General features: G+C 40.7%; 26 protein-coding genes and 1 pseudogene. 19 read left to right on the top strand and 8 right to left on the bottom strand.

Annotation, left to right across the window (positions count from 1 at the left end; genetic code table 11):
* Positions 1 to 13 precede the first annotated feature (13 nt).
* The 6 genes from MKY17_RS24470 to MKY17_RS24445 all read left to right on the top strand — a co-directional run bounded on the left by MKY17_RS24470 (position 14) and on the right by MKY17_RS24445 (position 4,387).
* Positions 14 to 202: a hypothetical protein gene (locus MKY17_RS24470; protein WP_142324003.1), complete on the top strand. Its 189-nt coding sequence runs from the start codon at positions 14 to 16 to the stop codon at positions 200 to 202.
* Between the two features lie 109 nt (positions 203 to 311).
* Positions 312 to 1,067 carry an AAA family ATPase gene (locus MKY17_RS24465; protein WP_098373002.1) on the top strand — a complete coding sequence of 252 codons (756 nt, stop codon included), beginning with the start codon at positions 312 to 314 and terminating at the stop codon, positions 1,065 to 1,067.
* A 189-nt stretch (positions 1,068 to 1,256) separates the two neighbouring features.
* A complete protein-coding gene (locus MKY17_RS24460) occupies positions 1,257 to 1,637 on the top strand; it encodes a GntR family transcriptional regulator (RefSeq protein ID WP_098373003.1) in 381 nt (126 codons plus the stop codon).
* Positions 1,634 to 2,320 carry an ABC transporter ATP-binding protein gene (locus tag MKY17_RS24455; protein WP_098373004.1) on the top strand — a complete coding sequence of 229 codons (687 nt, stop codon included), beginning with the start codon at positions 1,634 to 1,636 and terminating at the stop codon, positions 2,318 to 2,320. The genes MKY17_RS24460 and MKY17_RS24455 overlap by 4 nt, the downstream gene beginning before the upstream one ends.
* Complete coding sequence (locus MKY17_RS24450; RefSeq protein ID WP_179891162.1) at positions 2,317 to 3,150, top strand: hypothetical protein; 834 nt, start codon at positions 2,317 to 2,319, stop codon at positions 3,148 to 3,150. The genes MKY17_RS24455 and MKY17_RS24450 overlap by 4 nt, the downstream gene beginning before the upstream one ends.
* A 28-nt stretch (positions 3,151 to 3,178) precedes the next feature.
* Positions 3,179 to 4,387, top strand: coding sequence for a hypothetical protein (locus MKY17_RS24445; RefSeq protein WP_098373005.1), 1,209 nt, complete (start codon positions 3,179 to 3,181; stop codon positions 4,385 to 4,387).
* 62 nt (positions 4,388 to 4,449) lie between these two features.
* Here MKY17_RS24445 and MKY17_RS24440 read toward each other — a convergent pair whose 3' ends face one another.
* Positions 4,450 to 5,649 (bottom strand): MFS transporter, encoded by a 1,200-nt coding sequence (locus tag MKY17_RS24440; RefSeq protein WP_098373006.1) that lies wholly within the window; start codon positions 5,647 to 5,649, stop codon positions 4,450 to 4,452.
* A gap of 12 nt (positions 5,650 to 5,661) precedes the next feature.
* The gene (locus MKY17_RS24435; RefSeq protein ID WP_311609502.1) at positions 5,662 to 6,090 is read right to left on the bottom strand and encodes a MarR family transcriptional regulator; all 429 of its coding nucleotides are present in this window, start codon (positions 6,088 to 6,090) and stop codon (positions 5,662 to 5,664) included.
* A 345-nt stretch (positions 6,091 to 6,435) separates the two neighbouring features.
* Here MKY17_RS24435 and MKY17_RS24430 point away from each other — a divergent pair.
* Positions 6,436 to 6,826: pseudogene (locus MKY17_RS24430) on the top strand (VOC family protein).
* Positions 6,827 to 6,929: 103 nt separating this feature from the next.
* On the opposite strand, the gene MKY17_RS24425 reads toward MKY17_RS24430, so the two are convergent.
* Positions 6,930 to 7,592 carry a hypothetical protein gene (locus MKY17_RS24425; protein ID WP_098373007.1) on the bottom strand — a complete coding sequence of 221 codons (663 nt, stop codon included), beginning with the start codon at positions 7,590 to 7,592 and terminating at the stop codon, positions 6,930 to 6,932.
* A gap of 130 nt (positions 7,593 to 7,722) precedes the next feature.
* Here MKY17_RS24425 and MKY17_RS24420 point away from each other — a divergent pair, with 130 nt between their 5' ends.
* The 3 genes from MKY17_RS24420 to MKY17_RS24410 all read left to right on the top strand — a co-directional run bounded on the left by MKY17_RS24420 (position 7,723) and on the right by MKY17_RS24410 (position 10,011).
* Entirely contained in the window at positions 7,723 to 8,202 is a 480-nt protein-coding gene (locus MKY17_RS24420) for a DUF4306 domain-containing protein (protein WP_286177195.1), read from the top strand.
* A 267-nt stretch (positions 8,203 to 8,469) separates the two neighbouring features.
* Complete coding sequence (locus MKY17_RS24415; RefSeq protein WP_098373008.1) at positions 8,470 to 9,117, top strand: pentapeptide repeat-containing protein; 648 nt, start codon at positions 8,470 to 8,472, stop codon at positions 9,115 to 9,117.
* 207 nt (positions 9,118 to 9,324) lie between these two features.
* The gene (locus MKY17_RS24410; RefSeq protein ID WP_098373009.1) at positions 9,325 to 10,011 is read left to right on the top strand and encodes a VOC family protein; all 687 of its coding nucleotides are present in this window, start codon (positions 9,325 to 9,327) and stop codon (positions 10,009 to 10,011) included.
* 267 nt (positions 10,012 to 10,278) lie between these two features.
* Here MKY17_RS24410 and MKY17_RS24405 read toward each other — a convergent pair whose 3' ends face one another.
* Positions 10,279 to 10,479, bottom strand: a complete 201-nt coding sequence (locus MKY17_RS24405; protein ID WP_098373010.1) for a nucleic acid-binding protein — start codon at positions 10,477 to 10,479, stop codon at positions 10,279 to 10,281.
* Positions 10,480 to 10,701: 222 nt separating this feature from the next.
* Between MKY17_RS24405 and MKY17_RS24400 the strand changes: the two genes are divergently transcribed.
* The 9 genes from MKY17_RS24400 (at position 10,702) to MKY17_RS24360 (ending at position 19,190) form a co-directional block, all read left to right on the top strand.
* A complete protein-coding gene (locus MKY17_RS24400) occupies positions 10,702 to 11,979 on the top strand; it encodes a glycosyl hydrolase family 8 (RefSeq protein ID WP_098373011.1) in 1,278 nt (425 codons plus the stop codon).
* A gap of 45 nt (positions 11,980 to 12,024) precedes the next feature.
* A complete protein-coding gene (locus MKY17_RS24395; RefSeq protein ID WP_339200988.1) occupies positions 12,025 to 12,420 on the top strand; it encodes a VOC family protein in 396 nt (131 codons plus the stop codon).
* A gap of 322 nt (positions 12,421 to 12,742) precedes the next feature.
* Positions 12,743 to 12,901: a hypothetical protein gene (locus tag MKY17_RS24390; RefSeq protein ID WP_179891163.1), complete on the top strand. Its 159-nt coding sequence runs from the start codon at positions 12,743 to 12,745 to the stop codon at positions 12,899 to 12,901.
* 369 nt (positions 12,902 to 13,270) lie between these two features.
* Positions 13,271 to 13,471: a DUF3311 domain-containing protein gene (locus MKY17_RS24385; protein ID WP_063595989.1), complete on the top strand. Its 201-nt coding sequence runs from the start codon at positions 13,271 to 13,273 to the stop codon at positions 13,469 to 13,471.
* Positions 13,468 to 14,943, top strand: a complete 1,476-nt coding sequence (locus MKY17_RS24380) for a sodium:solute symporter family protein (protein WP_339200985.1) — start codon at positions 13,468 to 13,470, stop codon at positions 14,941 to 14,943. The genes MKY17_RS24385 and MKY17_RS24380 overlap by 4 nt, the downstream gene beginning before the upstream one ends.
* A 51-nt stretch (positions 14,944 to 14,994) precedes the next feature.
* Positions 14,995 to 15,201, top strand: a complete 207-nt coding sequence (locus MKY17_RS24375) for a hypothetical protein (protein ID WP_141994608.1) — start codon at positions 14,995 to 14,997, stop codon at positions 15,199 to 15,201.
* Positions 15,202 to 15,343: 142 nt separating this feature from the next.
* Positions 15,344 to 15,658, top strand: coding sequence for a thioredoxin family protein (locus tag MKY17_RS24370; protein ID WP_048686672.1), 315 nt, complete (start codon positions 15,344 to 15,346; stop codon positions 15,656 to 15,658).
* 173 nt (positions 15,659 to 15,831) lie between these two features.
* Positions 15,832 to 16,338, top strand: coding sequence for an Rrf2 family transcriptional regulator (locus MKY17_RS24365; RefSeq protein WP_141994609.1), 507 nt, complete (start codon positions 15,832 to 15,834; stop codon positions 16,336 to 16,338).
* Positions 16,339 to 16,340: 2 nt separating this feature from the next.
* Positions 16,341 to 19,190: a YhgE/Pip domain-containing protein gene (locus tag MKY17_RS24360; protein WP_339202454.1), complete on the top strand. Its 2,850-nt coding sequence runs from the start codon at positions 16,341 to 16,343 to the stop codon at positions 19,188 to 19,190.
* A 45-nt stretch (positions 19,191 to 19,235) separates the two neighbouring features.
* Here MKY17_RS24360 and MKY17_RS24355 read toward each other — a convergent pair whose 3' ends face one another.
* The 4 genes from MKY17_RS24355 to MKY17_RS24340 form a co-directional block, all read right to left on the bottom strand.
* Positions 19,236 to 19,607 carry a metalloregulator ArsR/SmtB family transcription factor gene (locus tag MKY17_RS24355; protein ID WP_339200983.1) on the bottom strand — a complete coding sequence of 124 codons (372 nt, stop codon included), beginning with the start codon at positions 19,605 to 19,607 and terminating at the stop codon, positions 19,236 to 19,238.
* A complete protein-coding gene (locus tag MKY17_RS24350) occupies positions 19,608 to 20,036 on the bottom strand; it encodes an SRPBCC domain-containing protein (RefSeq protein ID WP_339200981.1) in 429 nt (142 codons plus the stop codon).
* Between the two features lie 125 nt (positions 20,037 to 20,161).
* Positions 20,162 to 20,605: a DUF6376 family protein gene (locus tag MKY17_RS24345; protein WP_339200979.1), complete on the bottom strand. Its 444-nt coding sequence runs from the start codon at positions 20,603 to 20,605 to the stop codon at positions 20,162 to 20,164.
* 34 nt (positions 20,606 to 20,639) lie between these two features.
* Positions 20,640 to 21,245, bottom strand: coding sequence for a serine/threonine protein kinase (locus tag MKY17_RS24340; RefSeq protein ID WP_098373020.1), 606 nt, complete (start codon positions 21,243 to 21,245; stop codon positions 20,640 to 20,642).
* Positions 21,246 to 21,484 lie beyond the last annotated feature (239 nt).

The following is a 21,484-nucleotide window of genomic DNA, read 5'->3' as shown; positions in this document are numbered from 1 at the left end:
ATGGAACAAAGGGATGGCACCGGGCATGCTGTCTGGTGCCATTGGAAAAAGGCAATCCGGGAGATACCTGGCCGCCTCATTATGGGACAATGAATATTCACATCAACGGTATGTGGATAAGGAGTTAGCTGCCCCGATAAAGGAATCGGGAGTGAATACAGGAAGTTTATTTGAATTGCATCCAAAGTGGGCTGTCATTTAGAATCAAATATTATCAATCTATCAATTTGGATAATCAATGGCGTCCAGTGGAATGTAAGAATGTTGGACATTTCAGCGCTCCAAATATATTTTACAGAAGGTGATAACAAATGAAACTAGATTATGATTCACAGTACATCAGGGGCATCTACCTGAATAGAGACCGAATATCTTCGTATGACCATTTCCCCCTTGACCTGCCGGTTATCAAGCACCTTCAAGAAGTGGCTTTTCATCCCAGTGTTACATATGTTATCGGGGAAAATGGAATGGGAAAGTCCACTCTGCTGGAAGGCATTGCGATTGCGTATGGCTTCAATCCGGAAGGCGGAACGTTGAATTTCAATTTTTCCAATTATGATTCACATTCCAATTTGGACGAATACCTCCGTTTGAAAAAAGGCGTGTACAAACCGAAGGATAATTTTTTCTTTAGGGCGGAAACCTTTTATAATTTAGCTACGAATATAGAGGAATTGGACAGGGAGGCATCGTTCGGGTCGAAAATCATCGATTCCTTCGGTGGAAAATCACTTCATCAGCAATCTCATGGGGAATCGTTTTTTTCAGCTTTTGTAGAACGATTTCAAGGCAATGGATTGTATATCCTCGATGAGCCTGAAGCTGCTTTGTCGCCATTGAGACAAATATCGATGCTGGCCAGGATAAATGAGCTTGTTCAACAAGGCTCCCAATTCATCATTTCCACCCATTCTCCGATCATCATGGCCTACCCGGATGCTAAAATCCTCCAAATTTCAGATGAGGGTATGAGTGAGGTGACTTTAGAGGAGTCCAATCACTATTTGCTAATGAAACAGTTTTTTGAAGATAAAGATCGGCTGCTGCATCATCTATTCGAATGAGATTTTTAGAATCTCCTTTAAAAAAATCCCGATTGCACTGCGCATTCGGGGTTTTCATTTTGTTGAAATTCATTATTGACAGTTTAAGTGTATTACGGGTATAGTACATCTATAAGGTGTATGAACCACTTAGTACATACACGTAAGACACTATGCATATCTTTTTTTAATAAATAGGGGGTGGTTTTAATGAACGTAAATACCCGGGAACCGGTATATCTGCAAGTCGTTAGGCATTTTAAAGAACAAATAGCCATTGGTAAATTCGTGGCCGGACAGGAAATTCCCTCCCGAAGAGAACTGGCGGCTACATTGAACATAAATCCTAATACTGCTCAAAAAGCGTATAAAGAAATGGAGGAACAGGGCTTGATTCATACTGAACGAAATTTTCCCAGTCAGATCACGACGAATGAAACGATTTTACAGGCTGTAAGGCAGGAATTGATTTGGGCAGCCGTCGATACGTTTGTCGATGCGATTCGTCCGATTAATGTACCAGTTGATGAACTGCTTCGTGTGGTTAAAGAAAAATACTCGGAAGAAATAAGGGAGGAGGAAGAAAAATGATAGAAGTAAAAAAGATCTCCAAGAACTATGGCCGGAAAAAGATCTTGGATAGTGTTTCATTTACAGCCAATAAAGGGGAAGTCACCTGCCTGATCGGGATAAATGGTGTCGGTAAAACGACAACACTCAAAGCGATCATGGGATTGACGCCATATAAAGGTGAAATCCTGATCGATGATCAAAAGATGACTAAGGACAGTTATGAAAAAATCACCTTCATTCCGGACGCACCGACCATGCTTCCGCAAATGACCATTAAACAGGCCATGGTTTTCATGTCGGATTTCTATACGTCCTGGAATCCGGAAAGAGCTAACCAACTGATGGGGTTTTTCAAGCTTAAAGGGGAAAATCGCATTTCGGAATTGTCAAAAGGGAATACAGCCAAGCTCAACCTGATGCTAGGTCTGTCACTTGACGTGGATTATGTACTGATGGACGAACCATTTTCGGGAATCGATATGTTTAGCCGCGAGCAAATTGCCGATGTCTTTGCGAGCCACCTTATTGAAGATAGGGGAGTCATCATCACGACCCATGAAATCGGTGATATTGAACATTTAATCGACAAGGTCATTTTATTGGATAACGGTACAGTGCTTAAAGAGTTCAATACAGAAGAAATGCGGGAAGAGGAAGGAAAATCCGTAGTCGATGTAATGAGAGAGGTGTATCAATCATGATGCGATATATAAAACTAGTGAACTTTGAAATCAATCGATTCAGTAAAATCTATATTAGCTTATTGTTGATCACCTTGGTTTCGCAATTTGCAGGAGTGATCTTCATAACGAAGAGCCTTCTTAATGATGCCAGGGAGATTATTTCAAATGAAAAACTATCGGAAGCCGCTTATATTGCCAAGTATGGAGGCATTGATTTTAACCATATCGCCAATACCCTCTTGTTTGTAGGACCGATTGCGCTTAGTGCGGTTGCCCTTATTTTTTACATTTTCCTTATTTGGTATCGTGATTGGTTTGGAAAAAATACATTCATTTATCGCTTATTGATGTTACCGACATCCAGGTTTTCGATCTTCCTTTCCAAAGCTACGGCCATCTTCCTAATGGTGTTAGGAATGATTGCTTTCCAGATCATCATTTTACCAATGGAAAATGCGCTATTTAATTCAAACGTACCGGAAGCGTTCTTGAATATGGAAATGTCAACTTCCACCATCACGAAATTCAGTCCGATTTTGGCATTGATCATCCCGAGTACCTTCACGCAATTCCTGATTTCCTATGGCATCGGTCTTATGATCATGTCGATATTATTCACGGCGATCATGTTTGAAAGGAGTTTCCGTATAAAAGGGATCATTTTGGGCTTGGTGTATTGCGGAATCGCTGCTGTGTTGTTTTTAGCTCCAGTTTTCGTAATGGAGTTTGGGGATTTCTATTTTTACCCTAATGAATTATTTGGCCTGCTGCTCGCATTGGGAATCATCGTGACGGGATCATCGGTTTGGCTTGGTTCTTGGTTATTGAAAAATCGCGTTACCGTATAACAACAACTATTAAAGGAGAGTGAACAAGGTGAAACGTTATTTATGCAGCATCATTATTGGAATGGTTGTCATCTTAAGCATCGGGACCTATTATGTCAAAGTAGCTTCCTCCGCTTCCAGCTTTCCAAAGTATACGTTCAAGACACTGGAAGGCAGTGATAAAGAGCTTGATCCGGTGATCATAAATGCTACGCTTCGAAATGGAAATTTTTATGAACCATTAAGATTTGAATCCAATACAACCACATATGCCAGTGAAAGTTCTTACTTGGAGAACTTAACTGGAGGACAAGATCATCAAATTGAAAGATTAATAAAAGAGCATCGTTCGTTTATGCGTGGCAAGGATTCCATTAGTTCTTTATATGAAGACGATGATTTTCTGGCTTACGCTTGGGTGAATAGCGAATTTACGAATAACGGGAAAATGGAAGCGGAGTTTGATATCGGTTTACTGGAGAAGAAAGACGAAGAAGAAACTTCTTTCCAAATTGAACTTCCCGATCAAGAGAGAATCATGAATGTTGATGTCAGGGATGTGCAGTTGGTCCATTCAAAACTGCAGGTGTTAACGATGATTGATGTGAATTCAAACAATGAAAAGCAAACGAAAGAAGTTCATCTGTATACGATCGATTTAGCTAATAAGAAAGTCTTGAGCGATAAAACCCTTTTATCTGAAACCTTTACTTACCCTAATCAAGTTGATTTTGAGATGCCAATTGATGTTGTTCCCTCCCGGCCAAACAACATGGTTTTAATTTCATTAATTAAAGGAGTAAATCATGAGGAGGGTCCTTATGAGGAAAAACTAAAAGAAAGCAAGCTGTTATCTTATAATTATGAAACGGAAAAATTAGAAACGGTTAAAAAAGGATCGCTTAGCCTCGACATGGCAAGATCAGGATATGCAGACGGGAAAAACCTTTATGCAGTTGAAATGAAATCAGGTAAATATCGCATTAAAACATTTGACCTCAGCAGTCAAACGTTAACGAATGATACGGAGCTTGACATAGCTGCTAATAAGGAAGAACAATATACTGCTGCCTTTAAAAACGGGCGTGTGTACTTCCTATTAAATGAAATGAATCAAGAGGGCAAATCAAGCAAGCCTGCCAAACTTCTGATAGCAGATTTAAAGACTGGAAAGACTTTATATAAAGGTGAAACAGTCATAAATAAAAAGAACAGCAAAAGTTTTGGACTTTATTTTGATGACTTGGAAATAAAATAAGGACCTATTATCAATGAAAAAAGGATATCCCCCAATGGGATATCCCTTTTTTTGATTATCATTTAAATGGAAGCCAAGTTTGTTCTGGCTGCACGTTCCTTCTTGCCGTGCAAGAAGTAGTAAAGGACGGAGGTTGTGATGACCACAACGCCCAGGATGACATAAAGTGTGCTGTAACCTGTTACTGGAATGATGAATCCGAGAATATAAGGGCCGAATCCAAGTCCTGCATCAAGCATGATAAAGAAGGTGGACGTTGCCATCCCCATTCGGTGAGGCGGTGTAAGTTTAACGGCAATCGCCTGCGAGCTTGATTGCATATTACCGAATCCAAGGCCGATGAGGAAACCAGCTGCCAGTAAAGTAAAACTATTCGTTGTGATACTTAAAAGCAGCAAGCCGATCCCGAAAAGCATGAACGCAGGATACATAATGAAGTTCGATCCTTTGCGGTCCATTAACGGTCCAGAGAAAGGACGTGATAACAATACAGCGACTGCGTAAACGACAAAGAAGAAGCTTGCTGTATTGACCAGATTGATTTCGATGGCATAGAAACTGATGAAAGAAAGGACGCTGGAATAACAGAATGCCAATAACAAAGTAATGATTGAAATGGGCAGAGCCTTAGGTTCAATGAAATTGGAAAGCTTGAATCCTTTGCTTTCCGTAACTTTTGCCGTCACTTTCAATGCCGGGACATAAAGGAAGAATGCAGTAATTAAGCTGATCACCCCTAAAGCCAGGCAGAAACTGAAAATCACTTGGAAGCTTGTATGTTGAGCCATATACAGACCGATGAAAGGACCGATTGCCGTCGCAAGTGTCGCGCTCATGCTGTAATAGCCGATGCCTTCTCCCTTTCGTGTTGCCGGGATGATCTGCGCGACGATTGTTCCTGTCGCAGTACTCGCCATCCCCATCGCCATCCCATGGATCAGGCGGTTAACAAGCAGGAAGCCAATTCCGAGGTCCACAAAATATAGAAGTGTTGTCAAAGTGAAAAAGATCAAACCTATGAATAATGTTTTCTTGCGGCCGATTGAATCAATGAAACGGCCAATGAACAGACGTCCGATTAACGTCCCGATTATAAAAATACCCGATATGAGTCCGGCTTCGCTTGTAGAAGCATCCAATTCATTAACAGCATAGATGGCAAGTGTGACCATCAGTAAATAAAAAATTAATGTGATGAAAAAATTGATGGACGAAACGATGACAAAGTCCTTCGTCCACAGTCTGGCTCTGGATTGATCCATGTTATTATCCCCTTACTTTATAATGTTATTTCTTATTTCGCCCATGATACGTATGGCTGCAAGTTGTTCCTCTTCAGTGATTCCTTTCAAGATATCCTGTTCGTATTGATCGATTGTCACGCGGACTTCGCTGTAGATCTTTTTGCCAAGCTCAGTAAGCCGCATTCTTTTCTCGCGTTTATCTTTACTGGGCACATGCTCGACATACCCCAGTTCTTCCAAGCGGGCAATGGTCCTCGTAATCGTTGGTTTTTCCACACCTTGATAATTGGCAAGCTCTACAAGCGTTGCCGAATCATAATTGAATAAGAAATGTAAAATCGACCATTGCGCCCTGTGTAAATCATGCTTGCCCAGCTGGATATTAAGATTATTTTCAAACGGACGGTACAGCAGCAAAAATTGCTGAAAGAACTTTTGGTAAGTCTCTATCAGAAACACCCCTTATATACAATATATAGTTACCTTTAGTAATTGTTACCCTCGGTAACTATAATAACAAAATAAATCCATTCTGTCCACTCGGATTTGTATTTTGTAAAAGCACCAAACTCATGAGTAACGCCCATTTACAAGTAAAACGCTGAAACTCACGAGTAAAATAGCAGAATTCACGAGTAAAAGGCGTAAACTCACGAGTAAAACGCCAAAATTCACGAGTAAATACCTCAAACTCACGAGGAAAGGCGAAAACTCACGAGTAAAAGGCCCAAACTCAAGAATAAAAGCACCAAATTCACGAGTAACGCCAATTCACGAAAAGCGATAATGAGGAGAGGAAGAGAGTTGTCAAAGGGATTTATTCATCATATTGAGCTGAATGTTTCAAATTTAAATAGGACCGTTGATTTTTGGGGCTGGTTTTTGGAGGATGAATTATGAGCCATTCCAGGAGTGGGAAAGCGGGAAGAGTTGGAGATTGGATGATATGTACATTGTTTTTGTACAAGCGGAAACAAGGTATCTTGACATTCCCTATCATCGGGGACAAGTGGTCTTAACCATTTAGCCTTTCACGCCACCTCCCGTCATCAGGTTGATGAGATGACCAGAAAATTAAGGGACAGAGGAGTTACCATCCTCTATGCCGACAAGCACCCATTCGCCGGTGGGAAGGAACATTATGCTGTTTACTTTGAAGACCCAGAGGATGAAAGTTGAATTGGTGGCACCTTAAGTATTTTCGTTAGTTGGTAAGATGAAGGAAATGGCAAAGCAACTGTACTATATGATAAATAAAAGCTAACGACATCCATCTTTAGCTAGCCCTTAATCAGGTATTAATAATTATTATAAGAATAGGGATAAGAATTGCCGTTTCCGTTTTTCGGATTTTTCTCGTGTTCCTCGTGTTTAATGTGTTCAACCTCAAGGGTAATAGCATGAAGTAATATAAATGCACCAATAACTTGAATCCAGCTACCGACCAATAGAATCTGTTCTCCAATTACACTTTTTTCGTTTAAAACGTAAATATTACCGATCGCTGCTAAAAAAGAGCCTAAAGAAATGAAGCTATTTCCTATAATCGCAAGTTCCCGATAGGATGAATCCTCTTCAAGAAATGCACCTACTGCTTCAAAAGCTGCGCCAAGACCTTGGACTCCACTGCCAAGGGTATCTATTTTTGTTCCCTCTTCCTCAGCACCATTTAGTTCAATACTTACTCCAACTGCATTTGTACTATTACCAGCAGCCTCAAGCCAAGCACCGAAGATGGTATATATTTGTGCTAACTCCCTCTCAGGTTTAAACAGCTTAGTTCTCCCGATGGCCTGCAACGAATTTCCGAATGCTTCAATCCCATTTCCTTTTACGATTAAATCTTTCCCCTGATCGCTATGGGTGAAAGTTTGCTGGGTCTGCCCGATTGTATCAATAAGTGAACCAATACCTAGTATCCATGCTCCTGAAAGAAGGAGGTCTTCTCCACGAAATGTCATATTCCCAAACGCTCCTTAAAAGAGGTTATTTTATATTATTCATAAACCAGTGTATGTTTACATATTGCTTTAACCGGCATATTTAAACATAAACCAATTATTGGTATAATGGCAGCTGGAGGAGATGAGATTGACTTTTAATAATTTTTTGCAAATGATAATCGCTGCATTTTTCCTTTTACTTTTTTCATTTTGTACCTGGTATGAAGGAAGCGAAATTCTGGATAACCCTTGGGAATGGAAGTATTCCACGCATTTCACACAAGTAAATGATGATCATGCGATGGATGCAAATGATATTTCGAATTTCGATTATTTCGTGTATGCCGCAAAATTCAAACCGTTATTTCCATTTCTTATGGTCCTTGCAGCATCGTACTTAATCATACTTACGGGATATATCCTATTCAAAAGAAGTATTAAAAAAATGGCTCTTTTCTTGTTGGGGTTGGGTGTCCTTTTTCTGCTTTCAACTGGTTTTGTATCCAATTCCCCAACTGTGGGAGGGAATATCTTTCAAGCTTTCTTTCTGATAGGCGGTATGATGGCCATAATGGGTGCAGCGCTATATTATTTCCTGATGCCAACAGGATTACATACTGAAGTTTAAAGTTAAAAAGCTGCCGATGAGGCAGTTTTTTTTTTGCAAAATGTTGATGGAAGATGACACAAAATAACGAAAAATAATAGTCATTTTTGCGAAATTCTTAGATTGAACTTCACTGAAATATAGCTTACGGTTAGTATATTACCAGCGGTGGACCCATATCGGTTCAGACCTTTAAAAAATAAATGATACCGTTTCCGGTAAAGAAGTGTGATGCGGTTGGAAAAAAGTTATCCAGTGATTGAAGAAATAAAGTGAAAAGGTGATAAGATGTCAGGCAAAATCAGAATTGAACAGCCAAAGATCCCTCAAGACTTAACTCAAGCGAACTTTCAGGAAATATATTATCAAGATGAGCCTTATCTAGATTCATGTATCATATCCAATTGTACGATCGATAGAGAAAAGATGGACAAAATCGTATTATCACAGGTAGTTTTTAAAAATGTGACATTCAGCGATGTATCATTCAGGAATATCGAGCTGACGGATGTCATTTTCGATCATTGCGATTTGACGAATGCCGATTTCATGGGCGGCTCGATTCATCGGGTGGAATTCAAAGAGTCCAAACTATTAGGCATTAACCTGTCTGACGCGAGTTTAGGGAATGTCTACTTTGAGAATTGCAACTTGAATTTAAGTGCTTTTGGTTATTCCAGTTTAAAGCAAGTGAAGTTCGATCATTGCTCATTGGAAAGTGCTGATTTTTATGAGTGTAAATTCATCAAAGTGAAGTTCGAAACATGTAGATTAAATGAAGTGAACTTTTCCCGGACACCGCTCAAAGGAATTGATATTAGCAGTTCTACATTTCAAAGGCTTACCGTATCCATGGAAGATTTAAATGGATGCGAAGTTTCCCCGGACCAAGCGATAGTATTTGCAGCCATGCTGGGCCTGAAAATTAAAGAGTGAACCTTTTAAGATGAAAAAATGACTCAATGGAGCTGACACGAGTGACCACCGAATTTGGTGGTCCTTTTTGAGTTGGCATGTCGCTAATTGTTGGCGTAGTAAAAATGGGCAACGTGTATATGAATATATGATTTTGAAAAGTACGGAATGTTTGCACAAATGCAGGATTACTTTACAATATTTGTTAGGTGGAAGGGGGATTAAACGTTGATTATCAATAAGGTCACTTTGTATAGTCATGCATGGGATGAAATGCGGAATTTTTATGTTGATGTGTTAGGATTTGAGTTACTATCGCAAACTGATGATGTTTTTGAAATGAAGGCAGGGGAAAGTGTGCTTGAAATCAAAAAATATCATCACAATGAAAAGCCTTTTTATCATTTTGCCATGAACATTCCAACCAATTTATTTACTTCGGCAAAAGCATGGGCGAAATCAAAAGTGGAATTGACTATAGAAGATGATTATGACGAAATTTATTTCAGCTATTCTGATGCACATGCTTTTTATTTTACAGACCCTTCAGGCAACATTGTCGAGTTCATATCGAGATATTCCGTATCACCCAAATCCGAGGCTAAGTATTTTTCAGCTCAAAACGTCCTGTGCATCAGTGAAATAAACATTACGACAGATGAAGTCAGGGCCTTGGGAAACCAGTTGATCAGTAATGGTGTACCTGTAAGGAATGGTGAAGAAATAAGTGAAGATGGATTGAATTTCATGGGGGAACATGAAGCAGGTTCGTTTTTACTTTTAGGTCCAAGGAAACGGCGGTGGATTTTTTCGAATAAAGAGTCGGAAATCTTTCCGCTTTCGATAGTCATAAATCAGCAACTGGATATTTCAATGGATGGCAAAGGAGTTATGGAATTGAAAAAAGTGGAATGATGTAGGTTTATATTCATTCGACCGATTTAATCATGAAAGCTAACGCAGAAGCAGGGCTGCCTGCCATTGATGTATCTCCAAACCACCATTTAATCTTATTACTGATTCAAGTATAAACTTGTTACCATTAATACCGGCTTTCTTTAAATAAGCTATGATAAAGCATAATCTGATATTTCTTCCTTAAGCGATAAGGACAAAACATAAATATATACTTGCTAACTTACTATCCTCACAAACGTCAGTTAGCTGTATATATTTATATTTTTACTTAATAAATTCTCTAAACTCATCAATATAGAAAGCTACATAACCACAATTTGGGCATACAGATGCTTTAGGGTTTGCAGAAACACTACTGAAAAGTCCTTTCTTTTGACTAATCTTTATCCCATACATTCCGCCTTGAACATTTACTTGGCAATCATCTATCATTTCAGTTTGGCACTGATTACAAATTCTTTTCATTAAAACACTCCTTTTTAAAATACTTAAGTAGAAACACTCAGAATTCGACGTTTATAATAACATAAATATCCAAAATAACTTATGATATAGTGCAAGTACATAAGAAAAGTCATGTTTAATAGAGGAAGAATTGATAACATATATTTTAACAGCACCATTTTTATGTTCCTAGCCGAACATACAATAGCAGTGAATACTGCATCATAACTCAAGGAGCCAGCCATGAAAAAAAGAAGTTTATTGATAGCATTGGGCGTGATCGTTTTTGGGATCATTGCTTCGATAGCATTGGTACCTCAAACCAAACAGAAAGAGCTTGTCGGTAAAAGGGCATTTCCTCAGCATACTGTCTATCAGGCGGGTACGATAAAACCTGACAATGTTTCACAGGAGGAGTTGGATGCTGCCGTAACGAATTTTTATAAAGCCTGGAAAAATGAATATCTTAAGCAGCCAGCTGATGAAAATGATCAATATTATATTTTTTACAATGATAAAGGATATGCAGAGCCCAAGAATGCAGTGACCGTCTCTGAAGCGCATGGGTATGGGATGATGATAACGGCAATCATGGCAGGCAGCCAGGACAAGCATTACTTCGATGGTCTTTATCGTTTTTATAAAGCCCATGGAAGTGATAATGACCCTTCCTTAATGGCATGGCAGCAAGTTAAGGATAAGTCGGGTAAAATCATCAATACGCCAGGGGACGCCGATTCAGCAACTGATGGCGATATGGATATCGCCTATTCGTTGTTATTGGCCGATCGCCAGTGGGGAAGTGAAGGGGAAATCGACTATCTTGCCAGTGCAAAGGACATCTTGGCAGCGATCATGTCGAATGAGATAAATCGGTCGCAGTCCTTGGTTAAGCTAGGGGACTGGGTGGAAGATAAAGATAAGGTATACGGACAATCGACTCGTTCATCTGACCTTCTTCTTAATCATTTTAAGTCATTTGAGGCGGCAACCGGGACTGATGAATGGAAAGATGTAACGGATAAGGCTTATGCGGTCATTCATTCGATTTATGAGGAGAAAAGCGGCAATACAGGTCTCATGCCGGACTTCATTGTCCAATCCAGGGGAGAATATCAACCGGCTCATGCTGATTTTTTAGAAGGGGAGAATGACGGCAATTACAGCTGGAACAGCAGCAGGACCCCTTGGCGCTATACACTCGATTACTTACTGACTGGTGATGAAAGAGCCCTGCCGCAATTAAAGAAGATGAATGATTGGATTAAAGCGGAAACGGATGGCAATCCTGAAAATATCCAATCCGGCTACACGCTGAGCGGAAGAGCTGTGGAAGAAGGGAATAGTACAACCTTCGTTGCTCCATTCATGGTGAGTGCCATGGTTGATTCCTCCAACCAGCAATGGATCAACGAATTATGGGATAGGACGATACAGAAACAAGACGATGATGACTATTTTGCCAATACGATAAAATTACAGACAATGATCGTGGCTTCAGGTAACTGGTGGGCGCCATGATTCAATGAAGAAACATAATTAAAGTTGAACAGGAGTTTGATGAGAATGATGAAAGTCACACCTTTCTTGATGTTCGAAGGAAATGCGGAAGAAGCAATGAATTATTACACATCTTTAATCGAAGGATCGAAAATAACCAGCATGATACGGTATGGTATCAATGAAGCAGGTACAGAGGGGAGTGTCATGCAGGCCACCTTTACCTTGAAAGATCAGGAATTTATGTGCATCGATAGCAATGTTAAGCATCAATTTACGTTTACACCTTCGTTTTCAATATTCCTTACATGTGATAGTGAAGAGGAAATTGACAGGCTTTATTCGAGCTTAGCTGATGGCGGACAAGAGCTTATGCCATTGGGTGATTATTCCTTTAGTAAGAAGTTCGGATGGATATCTGATAAATTTGGTATTTCCTGGCAACTTACTCTCCCAATATGAATGATGTGAAAAAAGCCACTGGATAGTGGCTTTTTTTCAGTTTGTTAAACATAGGTGTTGGTAAGGCGTGGATGGTCGAAAAATTGCAAACCATGATTTTTAAACGAGACCTGGTTGTACTACTGATTTCCACTCCAGGTACTCGCTTTCCGCGGGCGGTCCGGGAGCCTCCTCGGCGTCTTTGCGCCTGTGGGGTCTCCCTTGGACGCGCTTTTCCCGCAGGAGTCTCGCACACCAGCTCCAATCAACCTTGTTTAAAAAATCAGATAGAAGCCCTTTTTTCGACAAAAGGAGGTTCGGAAGTGTTTCAGCATGATCCATCATGTTTTTTACTGTAACCCTCACTAGATTGAAGAAATTTGCGACACTCCTGCCGAGTAACTGGCTAGCCGAGACCCCACAGTCGCTTGCTTTGTTGGTGCTTGGCAGACAGTCGGCGGAAAGGGAGCTGATTTCTGAAATCACCTGGAATGTTTATTAAATAAAAAAACTGAAGAGACTCTTGTTCCCTATAAGGGATGAAAAAAAATTTTACTTGTAAAATTTTTTTTACTCATTAATAAGGATTCTCCTATCAACAGCACGTTGATGCATCCTCGATAATAAGTTTTGCCCAACTGCTTTCCTTGATATATACCCCATTCACTCCGTTTATTTCTGGAAATTCCAACATTGGCATGCGGATTGCTAGATTAAAAGTAATATCACATATTGACGTCGGCAGAAAGGGGGACTATGTAACTGCGGCGGCTCCGCACTTTTTCACGATTGCTGCGCAGGTGATGAATCAAAGATATCAATCTTCGTGTTACCACATTTAGTTCATATCATTAGACAAGAGGAGAATCTCATGAAACCAATTTATTTTCTTTCTTTAATTCCTGTAATCGCCATACTTGGCGGGCCTTTTTGGGCTAATAGTATCGAACCGTATATTCTTGGCATGCCGCTATTCTTTTTCTGGAACTTTTCGTGGCTGATCTTTACCGCTTTAGTCGTTTTTATCATTTATATGCTAGATCCCAAGAATAAAGAGAGGGAAGAGAAATGAATATTGCGATCATCATTATTTTCAGTTTCCTGTTGCTGTCACTTTATTTAGGGATTAGGGCAAGAAAAGGCAAGGACATGGACCTTGAACAGTGGACAGTCGGCGGACGCGGGTTCGGCCCTTTCATCATCATGATTTTACTGGCGGGAGAGATCTATTCCACCTCCACTTTCCTGGGCTCCAGCGGGTGGGCATATGGTATAGGCGGTCCGGCATTGTACGGAACGGCGTTCGCAGCATTGGGCTACCTGTTTTCTTATTGGATTTATCCTGCCATTTGGAGCTACGGAAATAAACACAAGCTCATTTCACAAGCAGACTTTTATGTTAAAAAGTACAAAAGTCCATTATTGGGGGTACTTGTTTCAATCGTCGGTGTTTTGGCCCTGGTACCGTTTTTGGTGCTGCAATTAAAGGGTCTGGGAATCATCGTTTCGACTACTTCCTATGGTTCGATTTCCCCGACGGTCGCCGTTTGGATCGGAGCTGTTTCAGTTACCGTTTATGTGATGATTTCAGGTATCCATGGATCGGTTTGGACAGCTGTTCTCAAAGATATCATGATCGCTTTGGTCGCGTTATTTTTAGGGATTTACATTCCGCTTCATTATTTTGGTGGAATCCAGCCGATGTTCGAAGCAGTCAATGCCGTCAAGCCTGATTTCCTGACACTACCGGATATGGGGATGAGTGCTTCATGGTTTATATCGACGATCATCTTGACGACGTTAGGTTTCTATATGTGGCCGCAAACATTCGGTTCTGCATATACAGCTAAAAGTGCCAAGACATTCCGTAAAAATGCGTTCATCCTTCCGCTTTACGGAGCATTATCCGTCGGTGCGATCTTTGTCGGCTATGCCGCCATCATTAAAGTTCCTGGGTTGCAAGGGTCGGATATGGATCTTGCGCTTTTGAAGCTTTCGATCAATACCTTCGATCCTTGGTTTGTGGGGGTCATCGGGGCAGCGGGTCTATTGACCGCCCTTGTTCCAGGCTCGATGATTTTAATGAGTTCAGCGACGCTGCTTGCCAAAAACGTGTATCAGCATTTTTCTCCTTCCGCCTCGGATAAACAAATTACGACCATTGCCAAGTTGCTCGTACCTGTTCTTGCTCTCATTTCCGTGTATTTTACTTTGACAGGAGGGAATACGATCGTGGCCCTTTTATTGATGGGATACAGCATGGTGACTCAATTATTCCCATCATTCATCGCCAGTCTCCTGCAAAAAAACTTCGTGACGAAAGAGGGTGCGTCAGCGGGCATCATTGCCGGTTTAGCCACTGTTGGGTATACAACCATAACAAGCGCTACAATTGGGACACTTTTTCCGGCATTGCCGCAAGTTATTAAAGATTTGAACATTGGTCTTGTCGCTCTCCTCATAAATGTGATTGTAATGATTGGAGTCAGTCTTATTGCAAGGAAATTTTCCAAGGACAATAACGGTGAATTGGAAGCTGCTTGATTATTTTGGATTTTAATAAAAAGATGATCTAAAAAGAGAAGGGTCACATTAATGGCAGGCGGCCGTCATGATTGGATCACTCCTGTAGAGGCATCCATTCTCATCGCCGAAAAGATTCCTGACAGTGAATTGATCATTTTTGAAAAAAGCTGTCATTATCTTTTCATTGATGAAAATAGGGAGTTCATTTCAAGGATTTCCTCTTTCATAAACGAGAGATTAGAACTCCAAGAAATGGCGGCTTTGCCCAAAGCATAGAAAAGGTACATGAACCGGGCAAGAGTTAGATGGATCCAAGATAAACCGTTTGTGCTGTAAAGGAATTAATTATATATTAATCCTTGAGTACATTAATTCATGGATTAAAGTATGATGATAAGAAAGCCCGGAGGAGACGATCATGAAAAATATCAATACTGAACAAGAATACCGTGAACAAATCAATCAAGAGGGACTGACGGTCGGGATTTTTACTACTACATGGTGTCCGGACTGCAAACGTTTAGACATGTTCATCGATGAGATCACTCAAGAACATCAAGACAAACAGTGGTTTACAATCGATCGTGACGAGTTCCCTGAGATTTCTGAAGAGCAAACGGTAATGGGAATTCCATCACTATTAGTATTTAAGAATGGGGAAAAGGTTGCACATCTGCACAGTGCAAATGCCAAAACTCCAGAAGCGGTCAATGAGTTTCTAAATGACCTATAAAAAACCTTGAAAGGTGAACCCCTTATTATGCTGTCATAAGGGGTTCACTTTTTTTTAGAAATTTTTTCTAGAATTAACTTGATTTCTATGATGAAACGGGTTTTAATTAGAGATACCGAATATCCATTATGGATATCAGACATCCATATAGATACTGAAAGAGGTGAACTGATTTGCAATTAACAAAAGGGGTCGAGCAAGCTATATGCATCATTGTTATCCTCTCCACCCAGGATAAAAATGTACCGCTTTCGTCTAATGAGATCAGCAGGCGATTGGAGGTGTCTCCTTCTTATTTGAAAAAAATCATAAGGAAATTGGTCGTTAAGCAGATAATCACTTCCGTTCCTGGTAATAATGGCGGCCTTACTCTTGCCAAAAGTGTAGATAAGATTAAAAACCTTGAAATTATTGAGGCGATGGAAGGCCCCATTTCGATGTTTCCGGATACGGGACTTATAGAAAAAGCGTTTAAAGATGGAGAGTATGCAGAGAAGGGGATGGACGTCCTTCGTCGGATGTTTTCTAGGGCGGATCAACTTTTGATAGAGTTCTTTTCCAGCCAGACAGTGGCAGATTTGCTGAAAGAAAGCTTTGGCACCACGGACATACCGACTCTTAATTGGAATTCAACGTCATTGAGTGATGTACTGCGTGAAAAGAAAGGTGAAATGAAGTGAACATGCTTAAACAAGAATGGAAGCTTTTCCTTACAAATCGAAAACTAGTCGGTGTCGCAATCGTTTTACTGTTCGTACCGATTATTTATGGGGGGTTATTTCTTAGTTCCGCTTGGAATCCATACGGGAATACAGGCAAATTACCTGTTGCAGTCGTGAATAAGGATGTGAAGGCGGAATATGAGGGTAAAACCTTAACAGTCGGTAATGAGCTAATCGAGAATTTAAAGGAAAATGATGATTTAGAATGGCATTTCGTAACGGAAAAAGCGGCGAAAAAAGGATTTGATGATGGTACATATTATATGGTCGTTACCATTCCTGAGGACTTTTCGAAAAATGCTGCAACCGTCATGGATGATAAGCCAAAAAAAATGAATTTGACGTATGACGTGAATCCTGGACGCAGTTTCGTTTCTGAAACGGTCGGAAAACAGGCAACGAATAATTTGAAAACGGAAATTGCCGAAAGTGTCACTAAAGAATATGCGGAAGCGATTTTCTCCCAGCTGGATGAAATCGGAGATGGATTCAATGATGCAGCAGATGGGGCATCAAAACTGGATGACGGTGCAAAAAAACTGCATGATGGAAACAAAGAAGTGACGGAAAATCTGAATAAATTAGCTTCCAGCACATTAACTTTTAAAGATGGAGCGAATAAACTTCAAATCGGCGTCGGCGAGTTTTTGGAAGGAGCCAACAAGCTTGAAAGTGGCGCGTCGGAATTAAATAAGGGAATTTCACAATATACTTCCGGTGTCGGTCAGTTACAAAAGGGTGCGGACGAACTTGCATCAGGCACAGGGGAATTAACTAATAATAGTGAAGCACTTATACAAGGTTCATCCCAACTTTCCACTGGGATCGCCAAAGTAGTTCCAGGAGCGCAAACTTTAAATACGGGATTGGCACAAGCGCAAACAGGCAGTGCGAATTTGAATGAGGGGTTGAATCAATTATCACAAAATGCAAGCCAGCTGACGGACCAATCGACAGGAATTCCAAAATTGGCAGCAGGTCAGCAAAGTTTAAATGAGGGAATCAATAAACTGGCAGAAGGAGGCCAGGCGTTAAATGACGGCCTGAAAAAAATGGATGGCCAATTGCCCGCAGAAGAACAGCTGAGTCAGCTTAAGCAAGGACTGACAAGCATTCAAAGCGGTGTAAATCAATTGCAAAAAGCGGTTCCTGCAGGGAGCAGCGCGTCCGGTACCGTATCTGGCATTACTGATGGCCTCAATAACAGTCAAGCGGCCTTAACGGAACTTCAATCAACAATTGCGAATAATGGTCAGAGCACGATCAATGCCGTTCAAAATACGGAAGCATTCAAAGGCATGACCAGTGAACAACAATCCGAATTAATCGGAGCCATTCAAAATGAACTTCAAAACCAAGCGGAAGCACAAAAACAAATCGCATCGACTCTTGCTGCAAGTGTATCCGACTTATCAACGCAATTAAAGGATAAAGTAATGCCTGTATTGAATGGATTAGGCCAGCTTCCAGAACAAGTGGCCAATTTAAATAATGCGGTGAATAAAGTCAATCCAAACGCCGTTTCAGCGTTAAACGGATATACGGCAATAAGGAACGCACTTGAAGAACAATTGATTCCTGGTGCAACCCAATTAAATGGCGGCTTGAATGAGGCTGTTGAAGGCAGCAATCAATTAACGGCGGCAACACAAAGTTTAAATGAACGGACACCAGAATTAGTGAAGGGGATCAACCAGTTAGCACAAGGCGGTTCCTCGTTGAATAATGGCCTATCAAAACTAACTGAGGGATCTGGTCAGCTGGTTGATGGAGTTTCACAACTTCAAGCAGGGTCAACCTCCTTTGGGGATGGTCTTGAGAAGTATGCTTTTGGGGTTAGCCAAGTTGGCGAAGGGGCAAGCAAACTTGCTAGTGGAGCCAATGAACTGAATGCCAACTCAGCTGCCTTGAACGATGGCTCATCAGCACTTGTTAAGGGCACTGAACAATTGGCAAGCAATCTGCCTACTTTAAGCAATGGAGTCATCCAGCTTGCCGATGGGGCAGGTAAGATCAATGAAGGTTCATCAGCACTTGCTGAAGGTTCCGGTAAATTGGGTGATGGCATATCCTCACTTAAAGATGGAACGGTCGAGCTATCGGAAAAACTCGGTGATGGAGCAGAAGAAATAAGTGAAAACAAAACAACCGATGATAATTACAGCATGATTGCTGAACCGACACAGGTTAAGGAACAAAAAAGCAGTGACGTGCCGAATTATGGTCATGCACTGGCTCCTTATGTATTGTCTCTTGGCTTATTTGTAGGAGCTATAGCCTTCAATATGGGATTCCCGACAGGCTTGCCTTCCACAAGGCCTACTTCAGGAGTGGCATGGTGGTTCAGTAAATTTACGGTCCTATTTATCCAAGCGACGCTTTCAGCATTAGTGTTGGATGCGATCATGATTTGGGGAATGGATTTACAGGTCGAGAACATGGGGCAATTCATTGGGGTTTCCATACTGACTTCCCTTACCTTCATGTTCATCGTCACCTTCTTGACCGTAGGATTTGGAAATCCGGGTCGTTTATTAGCGATGATATTCCTTGTATTACAGCTAGGTGCAAGTGGAGGGATGTTCCCCGTGGAACTGACCAATAACTTCTTCAGTCATGTTCACCCGTTCATACCAATGACATACTCTGTCATGGGCTTCCGTCAAGCGATGAGTACGAGCCTTGGAGCGGATGCATTGACAACGAGTATAGTGTTCCTTACTGGATGCATCATTGTCTTCAATCTACTACTATTGCTAACGATGGTCATCAGGAAGCGCAAAGAACACAATGTGGAGATGGATGTATAAACTAATGAAAAACCCCCCGGTGCAATGCGCCGGGGGTTTTCTTCATTATGATGGTTCATCCGTGACCTTTTCTTTATCGATGACTTTCAATCCATTTTCCCCTGAATTTTCAATCACATGTTTAAGGATGGATAATTTGTTATCCCAGAATTGATCATAAAAAGAGAGCCACTGTTTCAATTCCGCTAAAGGTTCTGGCTGAAGCCGAAAGCGTTTCTCTCTGCCTACCTTCCGGCCACTGACCAATTCAGCTTCAGAAAGGATATGAAGATGCTTGGCAATCGCTGTACGGCTCATGGAAAAGTGAGAAGTGATTTTCGAAATGGGTAAATCCCCTTCAGCAAGCAATTGCAGGACCTTTCGGCGGGTTGGGTCGGCGATAGCCTGAAATACATCATGCTTTTCTGCTGCAGACATTTAGCCCTCAACAACCTTTTTAAGTTTTGCATGAACGATCTGTTCCCAGCCATGATCCATTCTATCGCGAATCACTGAGCTTTTTTCATTCGGTTTCGGAAGAATCGTTTCAGGCTCTTTCCAACCACCATGAATAAGGGTAAACTCCGTTTTGCCATCCAGTTCTTTTAAAATGAAGGAAATGAACCAACCGTCCGTATCCCAACTGAATGAAAGACGATGAGGAACATCTAACTCCGTTACCTTACAAGGAGATGGACCAAAAGGTGATTGCACATGGAACTCATGTCCCACTTTCGGTTGAAAATCATTTGGCATGAACCATGAAGCTATGCCCTCTGCAGTCGAAACTGTATCCCAAACTTGTTGGATAGGGGCTTCAAGAATAATCATCTTCTTGATATCCTGTAGTGTATGTTGATTTTCCATACTGATTCTCCTTTTTAACTGAAAATATGAAACCAATTGGTTTTGCTTTGTTGATTATATAAAACCTTTTGGTTTCATGTCAATAATTTGTTTCAAGCGATTCGATTTTATTCATTGCAGGATGCTTAATTCCCCAATTCTTCAATTTGTTTTGCCAATCCTGTTATATTATCGATTGATTTCATTATCTCTGAATCTTCCAATGCCTTAGGGTCAATTTGGCCATTTTGAATATTATTCAGATATAATTCAATTCCATCCGAAAGCTGTTGATTCGAGCTGACGATCTTCTCATGGATGCCTTCAGCGATTTGGGGTGGTTCCGTTGCATTGAATTCTTCAATCTCCGTTTTCATCAATTCCAGTTCTTTTTCAAGATTTGCTCTTGCTTCGGCATTCGTGACGGCGTCCTGTGACAATGCAGGCACCTCATTGGAAAATTCCTTAACGGTATTTACATACTCCGTCGCATTATCTGCATACTCCAATGATGAATTGACTTCTTCTAAAGCTGAGCATCCGCTTAATGTAAGGATGGACAGCAGAGCAATGGTCATTATTTTTTTCATATATGCCTCCAATGTGATTTTTTTAAAGTAAGGATCAGATGGGCAGAAATCTCTTTTTATAAATCGCTGCAATGGAATTCAGTATGAAGCTGGGGATCTTCTTCGGAAAAAATGACTTCGAATAGAAAAGGTGAAATGCACTTTTCAAGTCGTGCCACTGATTGCAGGATTTCACTTGCTTAAACCTTGCAACGTCAATGATCTTCACCTTTTTTTCGGAAGTGATGAAGATGTTTCGTAAATGGATATCCGAAGGGTTCAATCCCTCTTTCCTTGCCAATTGCAGGGCATGGTCTATCTCGGCAATGTTTTCTTCCGTTATCGGGATTCCCAACGTTAAACATTCAAAAAGAGTGTTGCCTTCAATGTGATCTATAACCAGGTAACTTACCCCCGCATCATATAGGGTTGGATAGTATTCGATGGATTGGACGGTTTTGTATATTTCAGCTTCAACTTTAGCTGTGTGAGAATGATCCGGGAAAAACACTTTTAGTGCCTTATTGGTGGAATGTATTTTGAATACATATGCGCTGCGGCCTTTTCCGATAAGTGATAAAGATGGGTCGGCATCAAGCAATATATGCTTTTTATCATCGGAAATCTTAACGCTTTGAGCTAATTCATTATAGTTCTGCATACTTTTCACCTCTATTGTGCAATTTTTCGAATCAAAAAAGACGGTATAACCGATTATTGGTCATACCGTCTTTAAAAAAATTAAAAGACCTCACCAAATAATCGGCAAGGTCTTGCAAACAACTAAAATCAGTTGCCAATAAAGCCGAGGATTCAATCCTGTACTGACGACTTTATTGTATAGCTACTCCCCTTAACAGAAGGATTCTTATAAGTTATATACAGTAATTATATAGGTTA

The sequence above is a fragment of the Peribacillus sp. FSL P2-0133 genome (genome assembly GCF_037975445.1).
Classification (GTDB): Bacteria; Bacillota; Bacilli; order Bacillales; family DSM-1321; genus Peribacillus; species Peribacillus simplex_E.
This window is presented reverse-complemented; position numbering and strand designations above follow the sequence as displayed.